This window comes from Jiangella sp. DSM 45060 (assembly GCF_900105175.1).
Taxonomy (GTDB): Bacteria; Actinomycetota; Actinomycetes; order Jiangellales; family Jiangellaceae; genus Jiangella.
On sequence record NZ_LT629771.1, the window covers coordinates 3,733,244 to 3,751,646 of the forward strand.

An 18,403-nucleotide genomic window follows, 5' to 3' on the forward strand; every position below is an offset into this window, starting at 1 on the left:
CCCTGGGGGTATTCCTCGTCAGGTGAGCGCGACGATGACCGTGTCGGCGCCGGGGTCGGACTCGACGTCGAGGACGGCGATGCGACCGGCCGCACTGACATCGCCGAGCAGCGTGGCGGCCGCCTCGGCAGCGCCGGGCAGCACGCGCGCGACCGCCCGCGGCACCTCCGTCCGCAGCGACAGCCGCGCCTCCGTCTTCGCCTTGCGCACCGCCCCGATCAGCGCCGACGCCGTCGCGAACAGCTCCGCGTCGCCACCGGCGGCGGCGGCCTCGGGCCACGGCGCCCGGTGCACCGAGCCGTCGCGCCACCACGACCAGACCTCCTCGGTGACGAACGGCAGGAACGGCGCGAGCAGCCGCAGCAGCGCCGTCAGCGCCTGCCGCAACGCCGCCCGGGCCGACGCCGCGCCCGCGTCGTCGCCGGAGTCGCCGTAGGCACGGGCCTTCACCAGCTCGACGTAGTCGTCGCAGAAGTCCCAGAAGAACCGCTCCGTGACCTCGAGCGCGCGGGTGTGGTCGAAGTCGTCGAGGGCGCGCGTGGCGGCCGCGACGGTGTCGTCGAGGGCGGCCAGGACGGCGCGGTCCAGCGGCGCGGTGACCTCGGCGTCACCGGCCACCGGGCCGAGGCCGAGCACGAACCGGCTGACATTGAGGACCTTCATCGCCAGGCGGCGCCCGATCTTCATCTGGCCGGGGTCGAACACGGTGTCGGCGCCGGGCCGGCCGCTCGCGGCCCAGTAGCGCACGCCGTCGGAGCCGTATTGGTCGAGGAGGTCGAGCGGGGTGACGACGTTGCCGACCGACTTGGACATCTTCTTGCGGTCGGGGTCGATGATCCAGCCGGAGATGGCCGCGTGCCGCCACGGCAGCACGCCGTTCTCCAAGTGGGCCCGGACGACGCTGGCGAACAGCCACGTGCGGATGATCTCGTGCGCCTGCGGCCGCAGATCCATCGGGAACACCCGGGCGAACAGGTCGTCGTCGGCCTCCCAGCCGCCGGCGATCTGCGGCGTCAGCGACGACGTGGCCCAGGTGTCCATGACGTCGGGGTCGCCGGTGAAGCCGCCGGGCACGCCGCGCTGCTCCTCGGCATACCCGGGCGGTGCGTCGGAGGACGGGTCGACCGGCAGGCCGTCCTCGCCGGGCACGATCGGCGTGTCGTACACCGGCTCGCCGGCGTCGTCGAGCGGGTACCAGAGCGGGATCGGCACGCCGAAGAACCGCTGCCGGCTGACCAGCCAGTCGCCGTTCAGCCCGCCGACCCAGTTCTCGTACCGCACCCGCATGTGCTCGGGGTGCCAGCTCAGCTCGCGGCCGCGCTCGAGCAGCGCCGCACGCAGGTCGTCGTCGCGGCCGCCGTTGCGCAGGTACCACTGCCGGGTGGTGACGATCTCGAGCGGGCGGTCGCCTTTCTCGTAGAACTTCACCGGGTGGGTGATCGGCCGCGGCTCGCCGACGAGGCCGCCGCCGGCGCGCAGCAGCTCGGCCACCCGCTGCCTGGCGGTGTGCATCGTCGCGCCGGCCAGCTGCTCGTACGCCGCGCGCCCGGCGGGGTCGTCCAGCCACGGCGGGACGTCGCGCAGCATGCGGCCGTCGCGGCCGACGACCGGACGGGTGGGCAGCGCCAGCTCGCGCCACCAGGTGACGTCGGCGGTGTCGCCGAACGTGCAGATCATCGCCGCGCCGGTGCCCTTCTCAGGGTCGGCCAGCCGGTGCGCCACCACGGGCACGTCGACGCCGAACAGCGGCGTGCGGACGGTCGTGCCGACCAGCGCGGCGTAGCGCTCGTCGTCGGGGTGCACGACGACGGCGACGCAGGCCGGCAGCAGCTCGGGGCGGGTGGTCGCGATGAGCAGCGGCTCGCCGCCGGCCCGGGCGAAGGCGAGGTCGTGGTAGGCGCCGGGCCGCTCGCGGTCCTCCAGCTCGGCCTGCGCGACCGCCGTGCGGAACGTGACGTCCCACAACGTGGGCGCCTCGGCGAGGTAGGCCTCGTCGCGGGCGAGGTTGCGCAGGAACGCCCGCTGCGACGCCCGCCGGGCCGCGGCGTCGATGGTCTGGTAGCCGTGCGACCAGTCGACGGAGAGCCCGAGCCGGCGCCACAGCTCTTCGAACGCCCGCTCGTCGTCGGCCGTCAGCCGCTCGCACAACTCGATGAAGTTGCGCCGCGACACCGGCAGTTGGTCCTTCGCCGCGCGCCCGGCGCCGTCGGCCGGCGGCTCGAAGCCCGGGACGTACGGCAGCGACGGGTCGCAGCGCACGCCGAAGTGGTTCTGCACCCGGCGCTCGGTCGGCAGGCCGTTGTCGTCCCACCCCATCGGGTAGAAGACCGCCTTGCCGCGCATGCGCTGGTACCGCGCGACGACGTCGGTGTGGGTGTAGGAGAAGACGTGCCCGACGTGCAGCGAGCCGCTCACCGTGGGCGGCGGGGTGTCGATGGAGAACACCTCGGCCCGCGGGCGGGTGCGGTCGAAGCGGTAGACGCCGTCGCGCTCCCAGCGCGCCGCCCATACCTCGTCCAGCCCGTCGACGGTAGGCCGTTCGGGGATGACGGGATCGGTGCGCGAGATGTCGGTCACCATCCCGACACTAGTGGCGGCACCCGGGTGCCATCGGGGGAATTTTCCCGTGCCGATCCGGCGCGACACGCCCGGCATCGCGGCAATTCATGCCATCCTTCTCCTGCCGGTGGTGTCGGTCGTGGCCGCCACCCGGCCCGGAACACGCCCCTGACCTGCGCGGATGGTGCGGCGACGGCGCGTGCTCCGGCCTTGCGTGGCACCGGTCGGCAGGGGCTTCCGGGGGCCGGAAACGCGTTAGACGCGATTCACCCCCCGTTGGTTCCCGCGGATCCCAGCCTCGTGTAGCATTCCCAGCATTTCGGGCCCTCCTGTCGTCCGCGGGCACGCGCGGTGGCGGGGGGCTCGATGCTGAACTGACATTCATGTGAATTGGAGACAGTGTGAAGACCTTCCGCGCGCGCGTCCGCGCTGCGGGCGCGCTGGCGGCGGCCCTGGTCACGGGCCTCACCGTCATGAGCGCCGCCGGCACCGCAGCCGCGGCCGAGGAGATTCCGCAGGAGTCCCTCATCGTCCAGAGCTCCCCGGCCGACTTCGAGACGAAGATCGTCGGCGGCGCTCCCGCCCCCGAGGGCGAGTACCCGTTCGTCACCTACCTGGTGATCGACGACCAGTTCGCCTGTGGCGGCTCGCTGATCGAGCCCGACGTCGTCCTCACCGCCGCTCACTGCGTCAACGGCACCGGCCCGACCGACGGCATCGTCGCGCACTTCGGCTCCGTCGACCTCACCAGCCCCGACATCCAGACGTTCACGTCGGAGTCCGTGAGCTCGGGCAACATCTCCGGCATCCCGAACGACTGGGCGCTGGTCCAGCTGAGCGAAGAGGTGCCGGCCGAGGTCGCGACCCCGATCGACATCGTCTCCGACGACTCGTTCGACGCGTCCGAGACCTTCCGGGTCATCGGCTGGGGCGCCACCTCCGAGGGTGGCGAGGCCAGCGAGGTGTTGCTCGAGGTCGACGTGCCGGGCGTCAGCGACGAGGACTGCGTCGCCGCCTACGAGGCCATCGACATCCAGACCAGCCCCGAGGTCGAGCTGTGCGCCGGTGACCTCGAGCAGGGCGGCGTCGACTCCTGCCAGGGCGACTCCGGTGGCCCGCTGCTCGTCGAGGAGAACGGCGAGTACCTCCAGGTCGGCGTCGTGAGCTGGGGCGAGGGCTGCGCCCGCCCGGGCATCCCGGGTGTCTACACCCAGCTGAGCGCCGTCACCGACAGCATCGCCGCCGTTCTCGACGGCAACGCTCCGGCCGAGGTCGCCGACGTCCAGATCGAGACCACCGCCGGTGAGCCGGTCGAGATCACCCTGACGGCCGACGACGCCGACGGCGACGACGTCACGTTCAAGGTGAGCGAGGCCGAGTCCGGCTCGCTGACCACCGACGACGAGACCCTCACCACGCTGGTCTACACGCCGGCCGAGGGCTTCACCGGTGAGGACACCTTCCTGTACCTCGCCAACGACGGCCACACCGACGGCATCCCCGCCACGGTCACCGTCACGGTGACGGAGGCCGAGGAGCCCACCCCGACGCCGACCGAGACCCCGACCGAGGAGCCGAGCGAGACCCCGTCCGCGACGCCCACCGAGGACCCGGGTGACGACGACGGCGACGGCGAGGAGCTGCCCGACACCGGTTCGAACACCACCACCATGATCGGCCTGGCCATGCTGCTGGCCGCTGGTGGCGCCGGTGCGGCCTTCGCGGCCCGCCGCCGCGTGAACGGCTCGAACGTCTGAGCCGAGCACCTGGCTAGATAGCACAGATCCACCGGTTCGGCGGTGGCGCATCTCACGGAGAGCGCCGCCGCCGAACTGCGTTTCGGGGCATGAACTGGGGGTACCCCTCCCCAGAAGGGGAATCGGGGGCGCCCGTTCCCCGCGCCCGGGAGCGGAAGGGTGGGTAGGCTCGAAACACATGTGCGGTCTCACCGGAGAATTCAGGTTCGACAACCGCCCCGCCGACCTCGCCTCGGTCGGCCTCATGTGCGACGCCATGGTGGCCCGAGGGCCCGACGACTCCGGCGCCTACGCGCACGGGTCGCTGGCGCTGGGCCATCGCCGGCTGTCCATCATCGACCTCTCCCCACACGGCCACCAGCCGATGATCGACGCCGAGCTGGGCCTGGCCGTCGTCTTCAACGGCTGCGTCTACAACTACCGCGAGCTGCGCGACGAGCTGAGCGGGTACGGCTACCGGTTCTTCTCCACGTCCGACACCGAGGTCATCGGCAAGGCGTACCACCGCTGGGGCGAGGACTTCGTCGACCACCTCATCGGCATGTTCGCGCTGGCGATCCACGAGCGCGACACCGGCCGGCTGGTGCTGGCCCGCGACCGCCTCGGCATCAAGCCGCTGTACCTCGCCGAGACGCCCGAGCGGCTGCGCTTCGCCAGCACGCTGCCGGCGCTGGTCCGGGCCGGCGGCGTCGACACCTCCATCGACCCGGTCGCGCTACACCACTACCTGTCCTGGCACGCCGTCGTCCCCGCACCGCACACGATCCTCGCCGGCGTCCGCAAGCTGCCGCCGGCCACCGTCCGCGTCGTCGAGCCCGACGGCGCCAGCCGCGAGCGGGTGTACTGGGACCCGTCCTTCACCCGCGACCCCGCGAAGGCCGGTTGGTCGGACACCGACTGGGAGGAGGCCGTCCTCGAGTCGCTGCGGGTGGCCGTGCGCCGCCGGCTGGTCGCCGACGTCCCGGTCGGCGTGCTGCTCTCCGGCGGCCTCGACTCCAGCCTGGTGGTCGGGCTGCTCGCGCAGGAGGGCCAGACCGGCCTCAACACGTTCAGCATCGGGTTCGACGCGGTCGGCGGCGAGGAGGGCGACGAGTTCAAGTACTCCGACGTCATCGCCCGCGAGTTCGCCACCGACCACCACCGCATCCGCGTCGGCGCCGACCTGCTGCCGTCGCTGGGCGACGCGATCACCGCCATGAGCGAGCCGATGGTCAGCCACGACGCCGTCGCCTTCTACCTGCTCAGCAAGGAGGTCAGCCGGCACGTCAAGGTGGTGCAGTCCGGGCAGGGCGCCGACGAGGTGTTCGCCGGCTACCACTGGTACCCGCCGCTGGCCGGTGTCGGCCGCGCCGACGCCGTCGGCACCTACGCGAAGGCGTTCCTCGACCGCGACCACGCCGCCATGGCCGAGGTCGTCGCGCCCGCCTACCTCACCGACGGCGCCGTCAGCCTCGACTTCGTCCGCGAGCACTTCACCCGCGACGGCGCCGAGACCGCCGTCGACGCGGCGCTGCGGCTGGACACCCAGATCATGCTCACCGACGACCCGGTGAAGCGGGTCGACAACATGACGATGGCGTGGGGGCTGGAGGCGCGGGTGCCGTTCCTCGACCACGAGCTGGTCGAGCTGGCCGCGCAGTGCCCGCCGGAGCTGAAGCTGGCGCAGGAGGGCAAGGGCGTGCTGAAGGAGGCCGCGCGCCGGGTCATCCCGCACGAGGTGATCGACCGGCCGAAGGGCTACTTCCCGGTGCCGGCGCTGAAGTACCTGCAGGGCCCGTACCTCGAGCTCGTCGAGGACGCCCTGCACTCCGCCGCCGCCCGCGACCGCGGCCTGTTCCGGCCCGAGTACGTCGACCGGCTGCGGCAGGATCCGAACGCCGACCTCACTCCCCTGCGCGGGAACCGGCTGTGGCAGCTGGGCCTGCTCGAGCTGTGGCTGCAGACGCAGCTGCCCGGCGAGGGCGTGACCCGGTGACCGATCCCCGGCGAAGGGGCCAGCACTCGCTGTGGAGCACGCCGTGGAAGGAGGCGCCGGAACACCTCGTCCGGGACATGAAGCGCGACGTCCTGGTCGACCTCGCGTGGGGCCGGCTGGTGTTCGCGCAGACCTTCGAGGACCCTCGGCACGTCATCGACCTGCTCCGGGCCGAGGAGGAGGGCCGCCGCGACATCGCCATGTACGTCGCCGATCCGCACGTGCTGGTGTCGCACGCGCCCGGCGAGCTGTTCATCGACCCGTCGCTGACGTACCGGCTGGAGCTGCACCGCTACCGGCCGCGGCGCAACCCCGTCAGCGGCGTGTTCGTCCGCAAGATGAGCGAGCTGGCCGACGCCGACGAGATCAACCGGCTGTACGCGGCCCGCGGCATGGTCACCGGCGACACCGCGCTCATGTGGGGCAACCAGCGCACGCCGACGTTCACCTACCTGGTGGCGCAGGACGAGCGCACCGGCGCCGTCGTCGGCACCGTCACCGGCGTCGACCACGTCCGCGCCTTCGACGACCCCGACAACGGCGCCAGCCTGTGGAGCCTCGCCGTCGACCCGCAGAGCACCATCCCCGGCGTCGGGGAGGCGCTGGTGCGGGTGCTGGCCGAGCGGTACATCGGTCGCGGCCGCGACCACCTCGACCTCTCCGTCCTACATGACAACGACCCGGCGATCAGGCTGTACACGAAGCTCGGGTTCCAGCGGGTGCCGGTGTTCGCGGTGAAGCGGAAGAACCCGATCAACGAGCCGCTGTACGTGGCCGGGCCCGCGGAGACCGAGCTGAACCCGTACGCGAAGATCATCGCCGACGAGGCGCGGCGGCGCGGCATCCTGGTCGAGATCACCGACGCCGAGAGCGGCGAGCTGCGGCTGTCGCACGGCGGGCGGCGCATCGTCACCCGCGAGTCGCTGTCCGAGCTGACGACGGCGGTCGCGATGAGCCGCTGCGACGACAAGCAGCTGACCCGGCGGATCTTCCAGCGGGCCGGGCTGTCGGTGCCGCGCGGCGTCAGCGCCTCCTCCGCCGAGGCCGACGCCGCGTTCCTCGCCGAGGTCGGCGAGGCGGTGGTCAAGCCGGTCCGCGGCGAGCAGGGCCGCGGCATCACCGTCGGGGTGACGTCCGCGGACGCGCTCGCCTCGGCGGTGTCGCTGGCCCAGACGTTCTGCCCCGACGTCCTCATCGAGGAGTGCGTCGACGGTGAGGACCTGCGCATCGTCGTCATCGGCCACGAGGTCGTCGCCGCCGCCGTCCGCCGCCCCGCGACGGTGTACGGCACCGGCCGGCACACCGTCGCCGACCTGATCGACGCGCACAGCCGGCGCCGCTCCGCCGCGACCGGCGGCGAGTCGCGGGTGCCGGTGGACGCCACGACGGTGGCGACGGTGGCCGCCTCGGGCTACGACCTGGGCGACGTGCTGCCCGAGGGGGTGGCGCTGCGGGTGCGGCGCACGGCCAACCTGCACACCGGTGGCACGATCCACGACGTGACGGCGTCGCTGCACCCGACGCTCGCGGCGGCCGCGGTGGCGGCCAGCGAGGCGATCGACATCCCGGTGACCGGGCTGGACATGATCGTGCCCAGCCCGGAGGGTGAGGAGTACGCGCTGATCGAGGCGAACGAGCGGCCCGGCCTGGCCAACCACGAGCCCCAACCCACCGCCGCCCGCTTCGTCGACCTCCTCTTCCCCGCCACGCGAACGACGCCGAGGGCGTGGCAGCCGCCGTCGGCGCCGCAGTGACTCGATCCGTCAGCCGGAGATCTCGTCCTTCCTAGGAACCGGCGCTTCGGTGACGGCCTCGGCGTGGTGGTGCACGATGCGCCAGCCGTCCGGCCCGCGGCGCATCACGTCGGTGACCCGGAAGGTGTCGTCGGGCCGGTCGCCGTGGTAGCGCGCACGCAGGATGTACCGGGCCACGGCCGTCCCAGCCCAGACATCGGCGACCAGCTCCTCCGGTCCCAGCTCGGCCAGGGTCGCGGTGCTCGGGCGCGCGGCACGGGAGTCGCGGAGGTCGTCCAGGTCGGCCAGACCGCGCAGTAGGCCCGCGGCGTCGGACTCCCAGATCGTGATGCCTGGGTCGAGGTGCGCGTCGAAGCGGCGACGATCGCCGATGGAGGCGTAGAGATCGGCCACGAACTCGCCGACCGTGGGGTCGTCATGACCGTCCATGCGCACCCCGCTCGGCCAGGATCTCGCGCAGCGGCCCCAGCCCGAGCGGGCCCAGCCGCAGCGCGTCCATGTGGAAACGCTTGAGATCGAAGGCCGCGCCGTCGCGCCGCTCGGCGTCGGCCCGGGCCTCACGCCACAGCCGGGCGCCGACGCGGAAGGCCAGCGCCTGCCCCGGCCAGCCGAGGTAGCGGTCCACCTCGAACCCAGCCGTTTGAGGATCGACGCCGGCCAGCCGGACCAGGACGTCGCGGCCCAGGTCCGGCGTCCACCGCGTCTCGTGCACCAGGCCGTTGGCGGGCGGGATCGGCAACTGGAGGTGCAGGCCGAGGTCGATGACGATGCGGGCCGCCCGCCACAGCTGGCCGTAGATCATGCCCATCCGCTCGCCGGGGGTGCGCACCAGGCCGAACTCGTCAGCGAGCGTCTCGGAGTAGTGTGCCCAGCCCTCCGCATAGCCGTGGACGTGACACAGCGAGCGCTGCCACGGGTGCAGACCGGGCAGCGTCATGGTGATCGCGTGCTGGAGGTGGTGCCCCGGCACGCCCTCGTGGTGCAGCGTGTTGACCTCGCGCCAGGTCTGCGCGCTCCGCACGCCGTCCGGCAGGGTCCACCACACCCGGCCGGGCCTCGTCAGGCCGGGATCCGGCGGGGTGTAGTACATGACGCCGGCGGCCGCGGGCGTCACCCGGCACTCGACCGTCCGGGTGCGGGCCGGGACGTCGAACCACACCCCGTCGACGGCGGCCATGGTCTCGTCGGCGCGCTGCTGCAGCCAGCGTTCGAGCGCCTCGACGCCGTCGATCCGGCCGGAGGGATCGGCGTCGAGCCGCGCGACGGCGGCCGCGACCCCGTCGGGCGAGACCTCCGCCGCGACCCGGCCCAGCTCCTCGGTCAGGGCGGCGAGCTCCGCCCAGCCGTGGGCGTAGGTCTCCCGCAGATCGATCCGCGCGCCCAGGAACGCGGCCGAGGTGACCTGGTACAGCTCCTCGCCGACCGCGTCGCGCTCGCCGGCCCGGGGCAGCAGGTCGTCACGGAGGAACCCGGCGAACCACGTCGTCGCCTCGGCCGCCGCGAGGGCGGCCGCCTCCAGCTCCTGCCGCAGCGACGGCGGCACCTGCGCGCTCGCCACCAGCCCGGGGTAGAACCCGTCGGCGACCCAGCTCTCGCACTGCGCGGCCACGGCCAGCACCTGCCGCCCGGCCACGACGTGCCCGCGCCCGGCGGACCCGTCCAGCGTCGCCGCGTACTGCCGCAACGCGACCGGTACCCGGGCGAGGTCGGCGGCCACCGTGGTCCAGTCGTCCGCCGTCCGCGTCGGCAGGTTGTCGAAGACCTGCCGGACCAGGTGCACGGGCGTCGCCAGCGGTGCCAGCAACGCCGTCGTGAACCCGGCCTCGTGCAGCGCGATATCGCTGGCCAGCCGCTCGGCCAGGGCGGAACGCAGCACCTCGTCGGCCGGTGTGCCGGTGGTCGCCGCGTCCAACCGGCCGGCCGCGCGCCGGGCGATGGCCAGCCGCTGGTCGTACGACTCCGGCGAGAGGTCCGGAATGGCCGTCACGTGGTCGCGGCCCAGCGCCTCGGCGGCCCGCGGCTCGACCTCGGCGAGCTCGCCGAGGTAGGCGTCGGCGACGGCGGTGACGGTCTCGTGATCGGTCATGACAACTCCCTCAGCGCCGGCAGCACCGTCCGGCCCAGCAGTTCGACGCCGTGGACATCGCTCAGCCCGTGCGGGGTGCCGAACTCGACCCGGCTCGCCCCGGCCTCGAACAACGCCGCGGCCTGTTCGATCACGTCGCCGGGGGCGCCGGAGAAACAGAAGCGGTCCAGGACCTCGTCCGGGATCAGCCGGCCGGCGTCCTCGGCCCGGCCGGTCGCCAGCAGGCGGCCGAGCCGGGGCACCAGGTCCGGCGGCAGCTCGACCGTGGGGTCGAGGGCGGCGACCACCTCGAGGTACATGGCGGCTTCCGCCCGTGCCCGGGACCGGGCGACGGCGCGGTCCTCGTCGACGACGGTCACCGCGCCGGCCACGACGCCCACGCCGCTGTCGCCGAGCCACTTGGTCATCTGCCGCACCATGTCGGGGTTCGCCGAGCCACCCAGCTTGACCTCGTGGGCGACGGAGGCGGCCTCGCTCGCGCCCTTCGGGCCCCAGATGCCGAACATCGTCTCGACGTGCCGGCGGGCCGGACGGTACTGGAGGCGCATCCCGGGCTGCAGCGTGAACGTCTCGCCCTGGAAGCCGGAGTCGTCGCCCGCCAGCAGCCTGCTCACCACCTGCACGGTCTCGGAGAGCGCCCGGACCGGCCGGCTCCCGGTCACGCCGACGCGTTCCAGCCAGGCACCCCTGGTCAGTCCCAGGTAGGCCCGGCCCGCGGAGGCGAGGTCCAGCGTGGCCAGCTGCCCGGCGATCTCGACCGGGTGCTGGAGGAACGGGTTGAGGCAGGCCGGCCCGAGCCGGATGCGGCGGGTCACCCTCGCCATCTCGAGCAGGGCGAACTGCGGCGGCTGGAAGCCGAGGTCGCTGAAGACCGAGACACCGTCGAACCCCAGGTCCTCGGCCAGCACGGCCAGTCGCTGGTAGTCGGCCGCCGACTTGTCCGACTGCAGGCCCAGGGTGACCCGGCCACGTCCCTCCGGCGTCACGTCAGCTCCCTCGCGTCGTAACCGCGCCGCCGGCCCCGCTCGATCCGCATGACGAGTCGTTCGTCCGGGTCCGGGCAGGCGACCTCGCTGTCGCGGGCCAGCCAGTCATGCGGGTCCAGGTCGCGCTGCTTGGCGGGCAGCAGCGGCAGCACGGCGCCCAGCGCGTAGAGGCAGAAGTGGCGGCCGGCCGGCAGGCTGACCTGGCTGCTGGAGGTGACGTCGAAGTAGTCGCCGGGACGCAGCCCGCAGACCGGACGCCCCTCGATCCGGTCGACCACCACCCGCAGGTCGCACAGCCCGAACGTCGAGCGGTCGTCGTCATCGCCGGTCATGGCGTCGTCCTCGCGGTCAGCCCGCGGTCGTCGCGGTACACGATCCCGTCCTTCATCACCAGGTGCAGGGTCCGCAGCGCCGAGATGTCGCGACTCGGGTCGCGGTCGACGACGATGAGGTCCGCCCGTTTGCCCGGCTCGAGGGTCCCGAGGTCGTCGAGGCGGCCGAGCCACTCGATGGGACGGACCGTCGCCGAGCGCAGCGCGTCGAGCGCCGGCATCCCGGCCTCGACCATGAACTCGAGCTCGCGCACGGTCGCCGTGGTGCCGTCGTACTCCGCGTGTGGCGGCATGTCGGTGCCCAGGGCGATCGGCACACCGTTCGCCAGCGCCAGCCGCAGGCTCTCCCAGTGCCGCGGCCCGGCGGACAGCGCACGGTCCATCAACCAGCGGGGCACCCCGCTGGCCTCGAAGAACTCCTTGCAGCGGCTGACGACGATGGTCGGCACGTACCAGACGCCGCGCTCGGCCATCAGCCGGGTGACGTGGTCGTCGAGCTCGTAACCGTGCTCCACGCAGTCCAGGCCGAGCTCGACGGCCCGCCGGATGGAGTCGGCCGGGCCGGCGTGCGCCGTGACCTTGCGGCCCCAGTCGTGCGCGACACCGATGACGGCGGCCATCTCGTCGTCGGTGAGCTGTGGCGTGTCGATCGCCTCGTGCTCGCCGGCGATCCCGCCGGAGATGCACACCTTGATCAGGTCGGCGCCGGCCCGGATCTGCTGCCGCGTCGCCCGGCGGAACCCGTCGGCGCCGTCGGCCTCGACGGCGTCGGCGTCCCAGCCGTGCCCGCCGGTGCAGCACAGCGCCTGCCCGGCCGTGAAGATGCGCGGACCGTCGACGGCGCCGTTGTCGATGCCCTTGCGCAGGGCGAAGTCCGCGCCCCGGCTCTCGCCGACCAGCCGCACCGTCGTGACGCCGGCCAGCAGCGCGCGGCGGGCGGAGTCGGCCATCAGCAGGGTCAGCTCCGCCAGGTTCGCCCGCTGGACGGCCGAGCCGAGCTTGCCGGGCAGGCCGAGACTGAGGTGCACGTGCATGTTGGCCAGCCCGGGCAGCACGACACCACCGCCGAGATCGACGATCTCCGGTCCCGCCGGACCGGCCGAGCGGGCCTCGGCCAGGACGTCGTCCGGCGGGCCCACGGCCCTGATGCCGCCCCCGGCGTCGACCCAGACGGCGGCGTCGTCGCGGGGTGTGTCGGTGACGGCGTCGAAGACGGAGCAGTTGAGCAGCACCGTCTCTCGGGGTTCGGGGGTCATCGGGGCTCCTCGCGGATCGCGGCCGGTTCGCGGCCGGTTTCCAGCCAGCACATCACCTGGCGGTCGCCGGCGGTCACGAGCGGTGGCTGGTCGGTGCAGACGTCCATGGCGTGCGGACAGCGCGGCCGGAACGAGCAGCCGCCGGGAACGTTCGCCGGATCGGGCACCTCACCGGCGAGCACGGCGGGCAGCCGGCCCGTCCTCGTGATCGTCGGCACGGCGTCGATCAGGGCGCGGGTGTACGGGTGGCGCGGCTCGGCCCAGAGCCGTTCGGTGGGCGCGGACTCGACGATGCGGCCCAGGTACATCACGGCGGTCCGGTCGGCGATCTGCCGGACCAGCGCGAGGTCGTGCGAGATGAACAGCATGCCCATGCCGAGCTCGCGCACCAGTCCCACCAGCAGGTTGACGACCTGGGCCTGCGAGGACGCGTCGAGTGCGGTCACCGGTTCGTCGGCGACGATCAGCTGCGGATCGGGGGCCAGTGCCCGGGCGATCGCCAGCCGCTGGCGCTGCCCGCCGGAGAACTGGTGCGCGTAGCGATCGGCGGCCGCCGCGTCCAGGCCGACCCGCTCCAGCAGCTCGGTGACCCGTTCCCGCCGGTCGGTGGCGCCCGGGCCGAGACCGTCCGCCAGCTGCTCACCCACCGTCCGGCGCGGGTTGAGCGACGCGTACGGGTTCTGGAACAGGATCTGCAGCCGCACCTGCGCCGGGTCGCGACGGCGCCAGCCCACCGGAGCGACCGGCCGGCCCTGGAACTCGACACTGCCGCCGGTGGGCGCGGCCAGCCCGACGGCCACCCGGGCGAGCGACGACTTCCCGCACCCGGACTCCCCCACCAGGCCGACGATCTCCCCGGCGGCGACGTCGAGGCTCACACCGCGGACCGCCCGCACCGTCGCGCGGCCGCGCTGGTGGTAGTCGACGACGACGTCGCGCAGGTCCAGGACGCTCATCGGGTGACCTCCGCTGCCGGATCGCCGACGTGGGCCGCGACGCAGGCGATCAGCCGGCCGTCGCGGATCGGCCGCAGCGCCGGCACGGCGGCGTCGCAGGCGTCCCGGTGCAGCGTGCACCGGGGACCGAAGGGGCAGCCGGCCGGCGCCTCGCCGGGCGTCACCGGGCTGCCCGGAATCGGCACCAGCGACGCCCCGTCCTGCGGCCGGGCCCGGAGCAGCGCCGTCGTGTACGGGTGCCGGGGATCGAGCAGCAGCGATCCGGTCGGCCCGGTCTCCATCACCCGGCCGGCGTAGAACACGTAGGTCCGGGTGCTCAGTGCCGACAGCACCCCGAGGTCGTGCGTGATGAACAGCACCGACAGCCCGGTCTCCACCCGCAGCCGGTCCAGCAGCGCCAGGATGCCCGCCTGCACCGTGACGTCCAGTGCGGTGGTCGGTTCGTCGGCGATCAGCAGCTTCGGGCGGCACGCCAGGGCGATGGCGATCGCCACCCGCTGCCGCATGCCGCCGGAGAACTGGTGCGGGTAGGCCTTCAGCGCCCGCTCCGGATCGGGGATGCGCACGTCGTCGAGCAGCTCGGCGGCCCGGCGCCGGGCCGCGACCCGGGTCATGCCGAAGTGCGCCCGCATGTGCTCGGTGAGCTGCCGGCCGACGCTGAGCATGGGGTGCAGCGCCGCGCTCGGGTCCTGGAACACCATGGCGATGCCGTTGCCCCGCACCTCGCGCCAGCCTCGGTCGTCCAGGCCCAGCAGGTCCCGTCCGGCGAAGTCCGCGCGGCCGGTGACGCGCGCGCCGTCGGGCAGGATGTTCAGCAGCGCCTGCGCGGTCAGGCTCTTGCCCGACCCGCTCTCGCCGGCCAGCCCGACGATCTCCCCCTCGCCGACGGTGAGGGTCGCGTCGTGGACCACCGGCACCAGGCCGGCCGGGCCGGGCAGCGCGACGGCCAGCCGGTCGGTCTCGAGGACGACGTCACCCATGGTCATCGCCCCCTCGCGTAGCGCGGATCGAGCCGGTCCCGCAGGGCGTCACCGAGCAGGTTGAACGCCAGCACGACGGTCAGGATCGCCAGGCCGGGGAAGACGCTGACCCACCACATCGACAGGTCGTTCGAGCCCAGCGCGATCATGGCGCCCCACTCGGCCGCGGGCGGGCGCGGGCCGAGACCGAGGAACGACAGCGCCGCGAGCATCAGGACGGCGTTGCCGAGCTCCAGCGTCGCCAGCACGACCGCCGGCCCGACGCTGTTCGGAACGACGTCGCGGCGCAACGCCGTCCACGGGCCGACGCCGAGCAGCCGCGAGGCGTACAGGTAGTCCGCCCCGCGGATGGTCAGCACGGCGCTGCGGATCACCCGCGCGTACACCGGCCACGACACCACGACCAGGGCGAGCACCGCGTTGCGGGTGCTGGGGCCGAACGTCGCCGTCACCGCCATGGCCAGGATGATCTGCGGGAAGGCGAAGACCAGGTCGGTCACCCGCATCACGACGTCGTCCACGCCCCGGCCCAGGTAACCGGCGAGCAGGCCGAGCAGCCCGCCGATCGAGAGCGCGAGCACCACCACGGCCAGCGCCAGTGGGATCGACAGCCGCGCTCCGTAGATGACCCGGCTGAGGATGTCGCGGCCGAGCTCGTCGGTGCCGAACGGGTGCTCCCCGGACGGCGGCGAGTACGCCTCGCCGTCCAGCGCGAGCGGGTCGTGCGGGGCGACCAGCGGGGCGAACAGGGCCAGCAGCAGCCAGGCGATCACCACCGTCCCGGCCACCACGACCACCGGCTGCCGCCAGATCGGCCGTGCCGCCGGACCCCGCACGCGGCCCAGCCACCGGCGCCGGTCCAGTGCCTTGCCGACCCGGGGGTCGCCGAGGTCACCGGGGTCGCCGCCCACGACGGGCGCGGCCGGGCTCGGCATCGACGACTCGCTCACGACAACCTGATCCTCGGGTCGATGACTCCGTACAGCAGGTCGACGACGAGATTGACGATGGTGTAGACGACGGCGACCACGAGCGAGACGCCCATGATCGCGGGCAGGTCCAACGTGCTGGCGCTGCGGTAGGCGTACTGGCCCAGCCCGGGCCAGCCGAAGATCTGTTCCACGAGGACGGTGCCCGACAGCAGCGACGCGAACGCCAGTCCGCTGACCGTGATGACCGGGACCAGACCGGCTCTGAGCAGGTGGCGACGCAGGACGATCCGCGTCGGCAGCCCCTTGGCGTAGGCGGCCCGGATGTAGTCCTGTCCCAGGACGTCGAGCATGGCGGAGCGGACGAACCTGATCAGCAGCGCGACGGTCAGGCTGGTCAGCACCAGGACGGGCAGGGTCAGGTGCTGCGCGGCGTCCCACGCCACCGTCCACTGCCCCGCGAGTGCCGCGTCGACGGTGTACATGCCGGTCACGTTCGGCGGCGGGGCGAACTGCGGGCTCAGCCGGCCCCCGCTCGGCGTCAGCCCGAGCAGGTAGAAGAACACGTACAGCACCACCAGCGACAGCCAGAACGGCGGCGTCGACAACCCCAAGAGGGCGCCGATCCGCACCAGGTGATCGGTCAGCCGGCCGTGCCGCACCGCGGCGACCATGCCCACCGCGGTCCCGATCACCAACGCCAGGACCATGCTGGGCACGGCCAGTTCCAGCGTCGCCGGAACGTACGAGAGCAGGTCGTCCAGCACCGGCCGTCCGGTCTGCTGTGACACCCCGAGGTCGCCCTGCGCGAGGTTGGCCGCGTACCGCCCGTACTGGACGGGCAGCGGGTCGTCCAGGCCCCACTTCGCCCGGTAGGCCTCGACGACCTCGGGGTCGTTCAGGGCCTGCTCGGACAGGTTCGCCGTCGCGGCGTCCCCGGGCACGGCCTGGACCAGACCGAACGTCACGATCGTCACGCCCACGAGCAGTCCCGCGGTGATGGCCAGCCGGCGCCCCAGGAAGCGCAGGAGCGGATGCGCCGGCCGCCGGTCGGTGCTCGACGTCGTCATGCGCCCGCGTGAGCCCGCATCAGTCGCGGCCCACCGCGGCGATGTCGACCTGCCAGCCGGCGGGCGAGTACTCGGCGCCGGTCAGCTCGGCCGTCGCGACCACGAACCCGGAGTTGTAGGCGAACGGGATGAAGGGCGAGTGCTCGTTCATGACGCGCTGCCACTCCTGCACGGCTGCCTGCTGGGCCTCCGGCTCGAGGCTCGACTGTACTGCCGCGGCGGCGGCGAGGACGGCCGGGTCGGCCCGTTCCACCGTCCATCCCGTGGTCATGGCGGTCCCCTGACCAGGCAGGTAGTTGTTCACCAGCGACGCCGCGACCGGGTAGTTCAGGCTCTGCGGGCTGAACCGCAGCGGCACCTGCCCGCCGCGCTGGGCGTCGAGGAACGACGAGAGCGGCTGCGGGTCCAGCTCGAGCGTGATGCCGGCCGCGGCGGCGTCGGACTGGATCTTGGTGGCGACCGTCCCGAGGTCGACGCCGCGATAGGTGATCGACGGGTACATGAAACTCACCGTCGGGTTCACGAGGCCGGCGTCGGCGAGCAGTTGCTCGGCGAGCGCGACGTCCTGCTGCTGGGCCTCGGACTCCGGCAGCGTTCCGGGGAACGCCGGAGGCACGACGCCGGCCGCCGGCAGGCCGTCCGAGCCGAACAGCTCCGCCACTCCCTGGTAGTCGATGGCGGCCCGCAGGGCGCGCACGAAGGCCGGGTCGGCGGTGATCTCGGACACCGCGGGGTCGGCGTTGAGCGTCAGGAAGTAGAAGGTGTCCTGCACGCCGGACACCTGCAGCTCGTCGGGCAGGTCCTCCAGGAGCTTGCCGGACAGGTCCAGCGCGATCTCGTCGCCGCCGGACCGCGACATCGTCAGCTTCTGGTTCTGGATGTCCATGTTGCGGATCACCACGCGGGGGTACGCGGGCTGCTCGCCCCAGTACTCCGGGTTCGCCTCCAGCACGATCTGCGACGCGGGGTCGAAGCTCGTCAGGACGTACGGCCCGCTGCCGGCCGAGTTGGCGTCGAGGTAGGCGGTGGCCGAGTCGGTCTCGGCGGCGTCCTCGGCGTCGGTCGCCCCGTTCTCGGCCGCCACGGCCGAGTTCAGGATGCCGGTCGCCGGCGCCGCCAGGATCGTCGGGACGTTGGGGTTGGGCTGCGCGCTGGTCACGACGACGGTGTGGTCGTCGACCTTGCTGGCCGTGAGCTCCGTGACCGTGATGGACGGGCTGCCCTTGAGGTTGCGCAGCCGGTTGAGGCTGAACACGACGTCGTCGGCGGTGACCGGGCTGCCGTCGGAGAACACCGCGTCGTCGCGCAGGGTGAAGGTGAACGTCGTCGCGTCCGCGGACATCTCGTACGACTCGGCCAGCTCGGGCACCGGCGTGCCGACGTCGGCGCCCTCGAACGTCAGCAGGGTGTCGTAGAGGGCGTGGACGGTGGTGTTGCCGGTCGCCTCGTACACCTGCCCCGGGTCGAGACTCTTCACGACGAACGACGTGTTGATGGTGAGCGTGCCCGGCTCGTCGCCGCCGCCGCTCGCATCGCCGCCTCCGCCGCCGGAACCACCCGCGGTGCAGGCCGTGACCGCCAGCGCGAGCCCCGCGATGATCGCCCCGAACGAACGGGCCCGGCGCAACGTGACCGACATGGGCGGTTCCCCTTCCGGCGCGGATAGGCTCGGCGACCCGCCGCGCCGTCGCGGCAGGCCGCTCCGATGTTCAGCAGAAGCGAACAGACGAGCCCAATGTTCGGTCACCCTAGACGGCGTCTGT

General features: G+C 73.1%; 14 protein-coding genes. 3 read left to right on the forward strand and 11 right to left on the reverse strand.

What is annotated here, in order from left to right; genetic code table 11:
- Window positions 1-18: 18 nt before the first annotated feature.
- Window positions 19-2,580 (reverse strand): valine--tRNA ligase, encoded by a 2,562-nt coding sequence (gene valS / locus BLU82_RS16795; protein ID WP_092622306.1) that lies wholly within the window; start codon window positions 2,578-2,580, stop codon window positions 19-21.
- Window positions 2,581-2,960: 380 nt separating this feature from the next.
- Between valS and BLU82_RS16800 the strand changes: the two genes are divergently transcribed.
- From BLU82_RS16800 to ngg, 3 genes are all read left to right on the forward strand, one after another.
- The gene (locus tag BLU82_RS16800; protein ID WP_092622307.1) at window positions 2,961-4,316 is read left to right on the forward strand and encodes a trypsin-like serine protease; all 1,356 of its coding nucleotides are present in this window, start codon (window positions 2,961-2,963) and stop codon (window positions 4,314-4,316) included.
- 178 nt (window positions 4,317-4,494) lie between these two features.
- Window positions 4,495-6,291, forward strand: a complete 1,797-nt coding sequence (locus BLU82_RS16805) for an N-acetylglutaminylglutamine amidotransferase (RefSeq protein WP_092622308.1) — start codon at window positions 4,495-4,497, stop codon at window positions 6,289-6,291.
- Window positions 6,225-8,045 (forward strand): N-acetylglutaminylglutamine synthetase, encoded by a 1,821-nt coding sequence (gene ngg / locus BLU82_RS16810; RefSeq protein WP_370246301.1) that lies wholly within the window; start codon window positions 6,225-6,227, stop codon window positions 8,043-8,045. The genes BLU82_RS16805 and ngg overlap by 67 nt, the downstream gene beginning before the upstream one ends.
- 9 nt (window positions 8,046-8,054) lie before the next feature.
- Here the strand turns inward: ngg and BLU82_RS16815 are convergent, their stop codons facing one another.
- Genes BLU82_RS16815 through BLU82_RS16860 form a run of 10 tightly spaced genes read right to left on the reverse strand, consistent with a single transcriptional unit; the run spans window position 8,055 to window position 18,279 of the window.
- Window positions 8,055-8,474, reverse strand: a complete 420-nt coding sequence (locus BLU82_RS16815; protein ID WP_092622310.1) for a nuclear transport factor 2 family protein — start codon at window positions 8,472-8,474, stop codon at window positions 8,055-8,057.
- Entirely contained in the window at window positions 8,461-10,131 is a 1,671-nt protein-coding gene (locus tag BLU82_RS16820) for a DUF885 domain-containing protein (protein ID WP_092622311.1), read from the reverse strand. Before BLU82_RS16820 ends, BLU82_RS16815 begins: the two co-directional genes overlap by 14 nt.
- A complete protein-coding gene (locus tag BLU82_RS16825; RefSeq protein ID WP_092622312.1) occupies window positions 10,128-11,117 on the reverse strand; it encodes an LLM class flavin-dependent oxidoreductase in 990 nt (329 codons plus the stop codon). The genes BLU82_RS16820 and BLU82_RS16825 overlap by 4 nt, the downstream gene beginning before the upstream one ends.
- The gene (locus tag BLU82_RS16830) at window positions 11,114-11,449 is read right to left on the reverse strand and encodes a TIGR04076 family protein (RefSeq protein WP_092622313.1); all 336 of its coding nucleotides are present in this window, start codon (window positions 11,447-11,449) and stop codon (window positions 11,114-11,116) included. The genes BLU82_RS16825 and BLU82_RS16830 overlap by 4 nt, the downstream gene beginning before the upstream one ends.
- Window positions 11,446-12,705 carry an amidohydrolase family protein gene (locus tag BLU82_RS16835; RefSeq protein ID WP_092622314.1) on the reverse strand — a complete coding sequence of 420 codons (1,260 nt, stop codon included), beginning with the start codon at window positions 12,703-12,705 and terminating at the stop codon, window positions 11,446-11,448. Before BLU82_RS16835 ends, BLU82_RS16830 begins: the two co-directional genes overlap by 4 nt.
- Window positions 12,702-13,661, reverse strand: coding sequence for an ABC transporter ATP-binding protein (locus BLU82_RS16840; RefSeq protein ID WP_092622315.1), 960 nt, complete (start codon window positions 13,659-13,661; stop codon window positions 12,702-12,704). The genes BLU82_RS16835 and BLU82_RS16840 overlap by 4 nt, the downstream gene beginning before the upstream one ends.
- On the reverse strand, window positions 13,658-14,641 hold the full coding sequence (locus BLU82_RS16845) for an ABC transporter ATP-binding protein (protein WP_197682268.1): 984 nt from the start codon (window positions 14,639-14,641) through the stop codon (window positions 13,658-13,660). Before BLU82_RS16845 ends, BLU82_RS16840 begins: the two co-directional genes overlap by 4 nt.
- Before the next feature lie 2 nt (window positions 14,642-14,643).
- A complete protein-coding gene (locus BLU82_RS16850) occupies window positions 14,644-15,591 on the reverse strand; it encodes an ABC transporter permease (RefSeq protein WP_197682269.1) in 948 nt (315 codons plus the stop codon).
- The gene (locus BLU82_RS16855; protein ID WP_092622317.1) at window positions 15,588-16,640 is read right to left on the reverse strand and encodes an ABC transporter permease; all 1,053 of its coding nucleotides are present in this window, start codon (window positions 16,638-16,640) and stop codon (window positions 15,588-15,590) included. The genes BLU82_RS16850 and BLU82_RS16855 overlap by 4 nt, the downstream gene beginning before the upstream one ends.
- Window positions 16,641-16,659: 19 nt before the next feature.
- The gene (locus BLU82_RS16860) at window positions 16,660-18,279 is read right to left on the reverse strand and encodes an ABC transporter substrate-binding protein (RefSeq protein WP_092622318.1); all 1,620 of its coding nucleotides are present in this window, start codon (window positions 18,277-18,279) and stop codon (window positions 16,660-16,662) included.
- Window positions 18,280-18,403 lie beyond the last annotated feature (124 nt).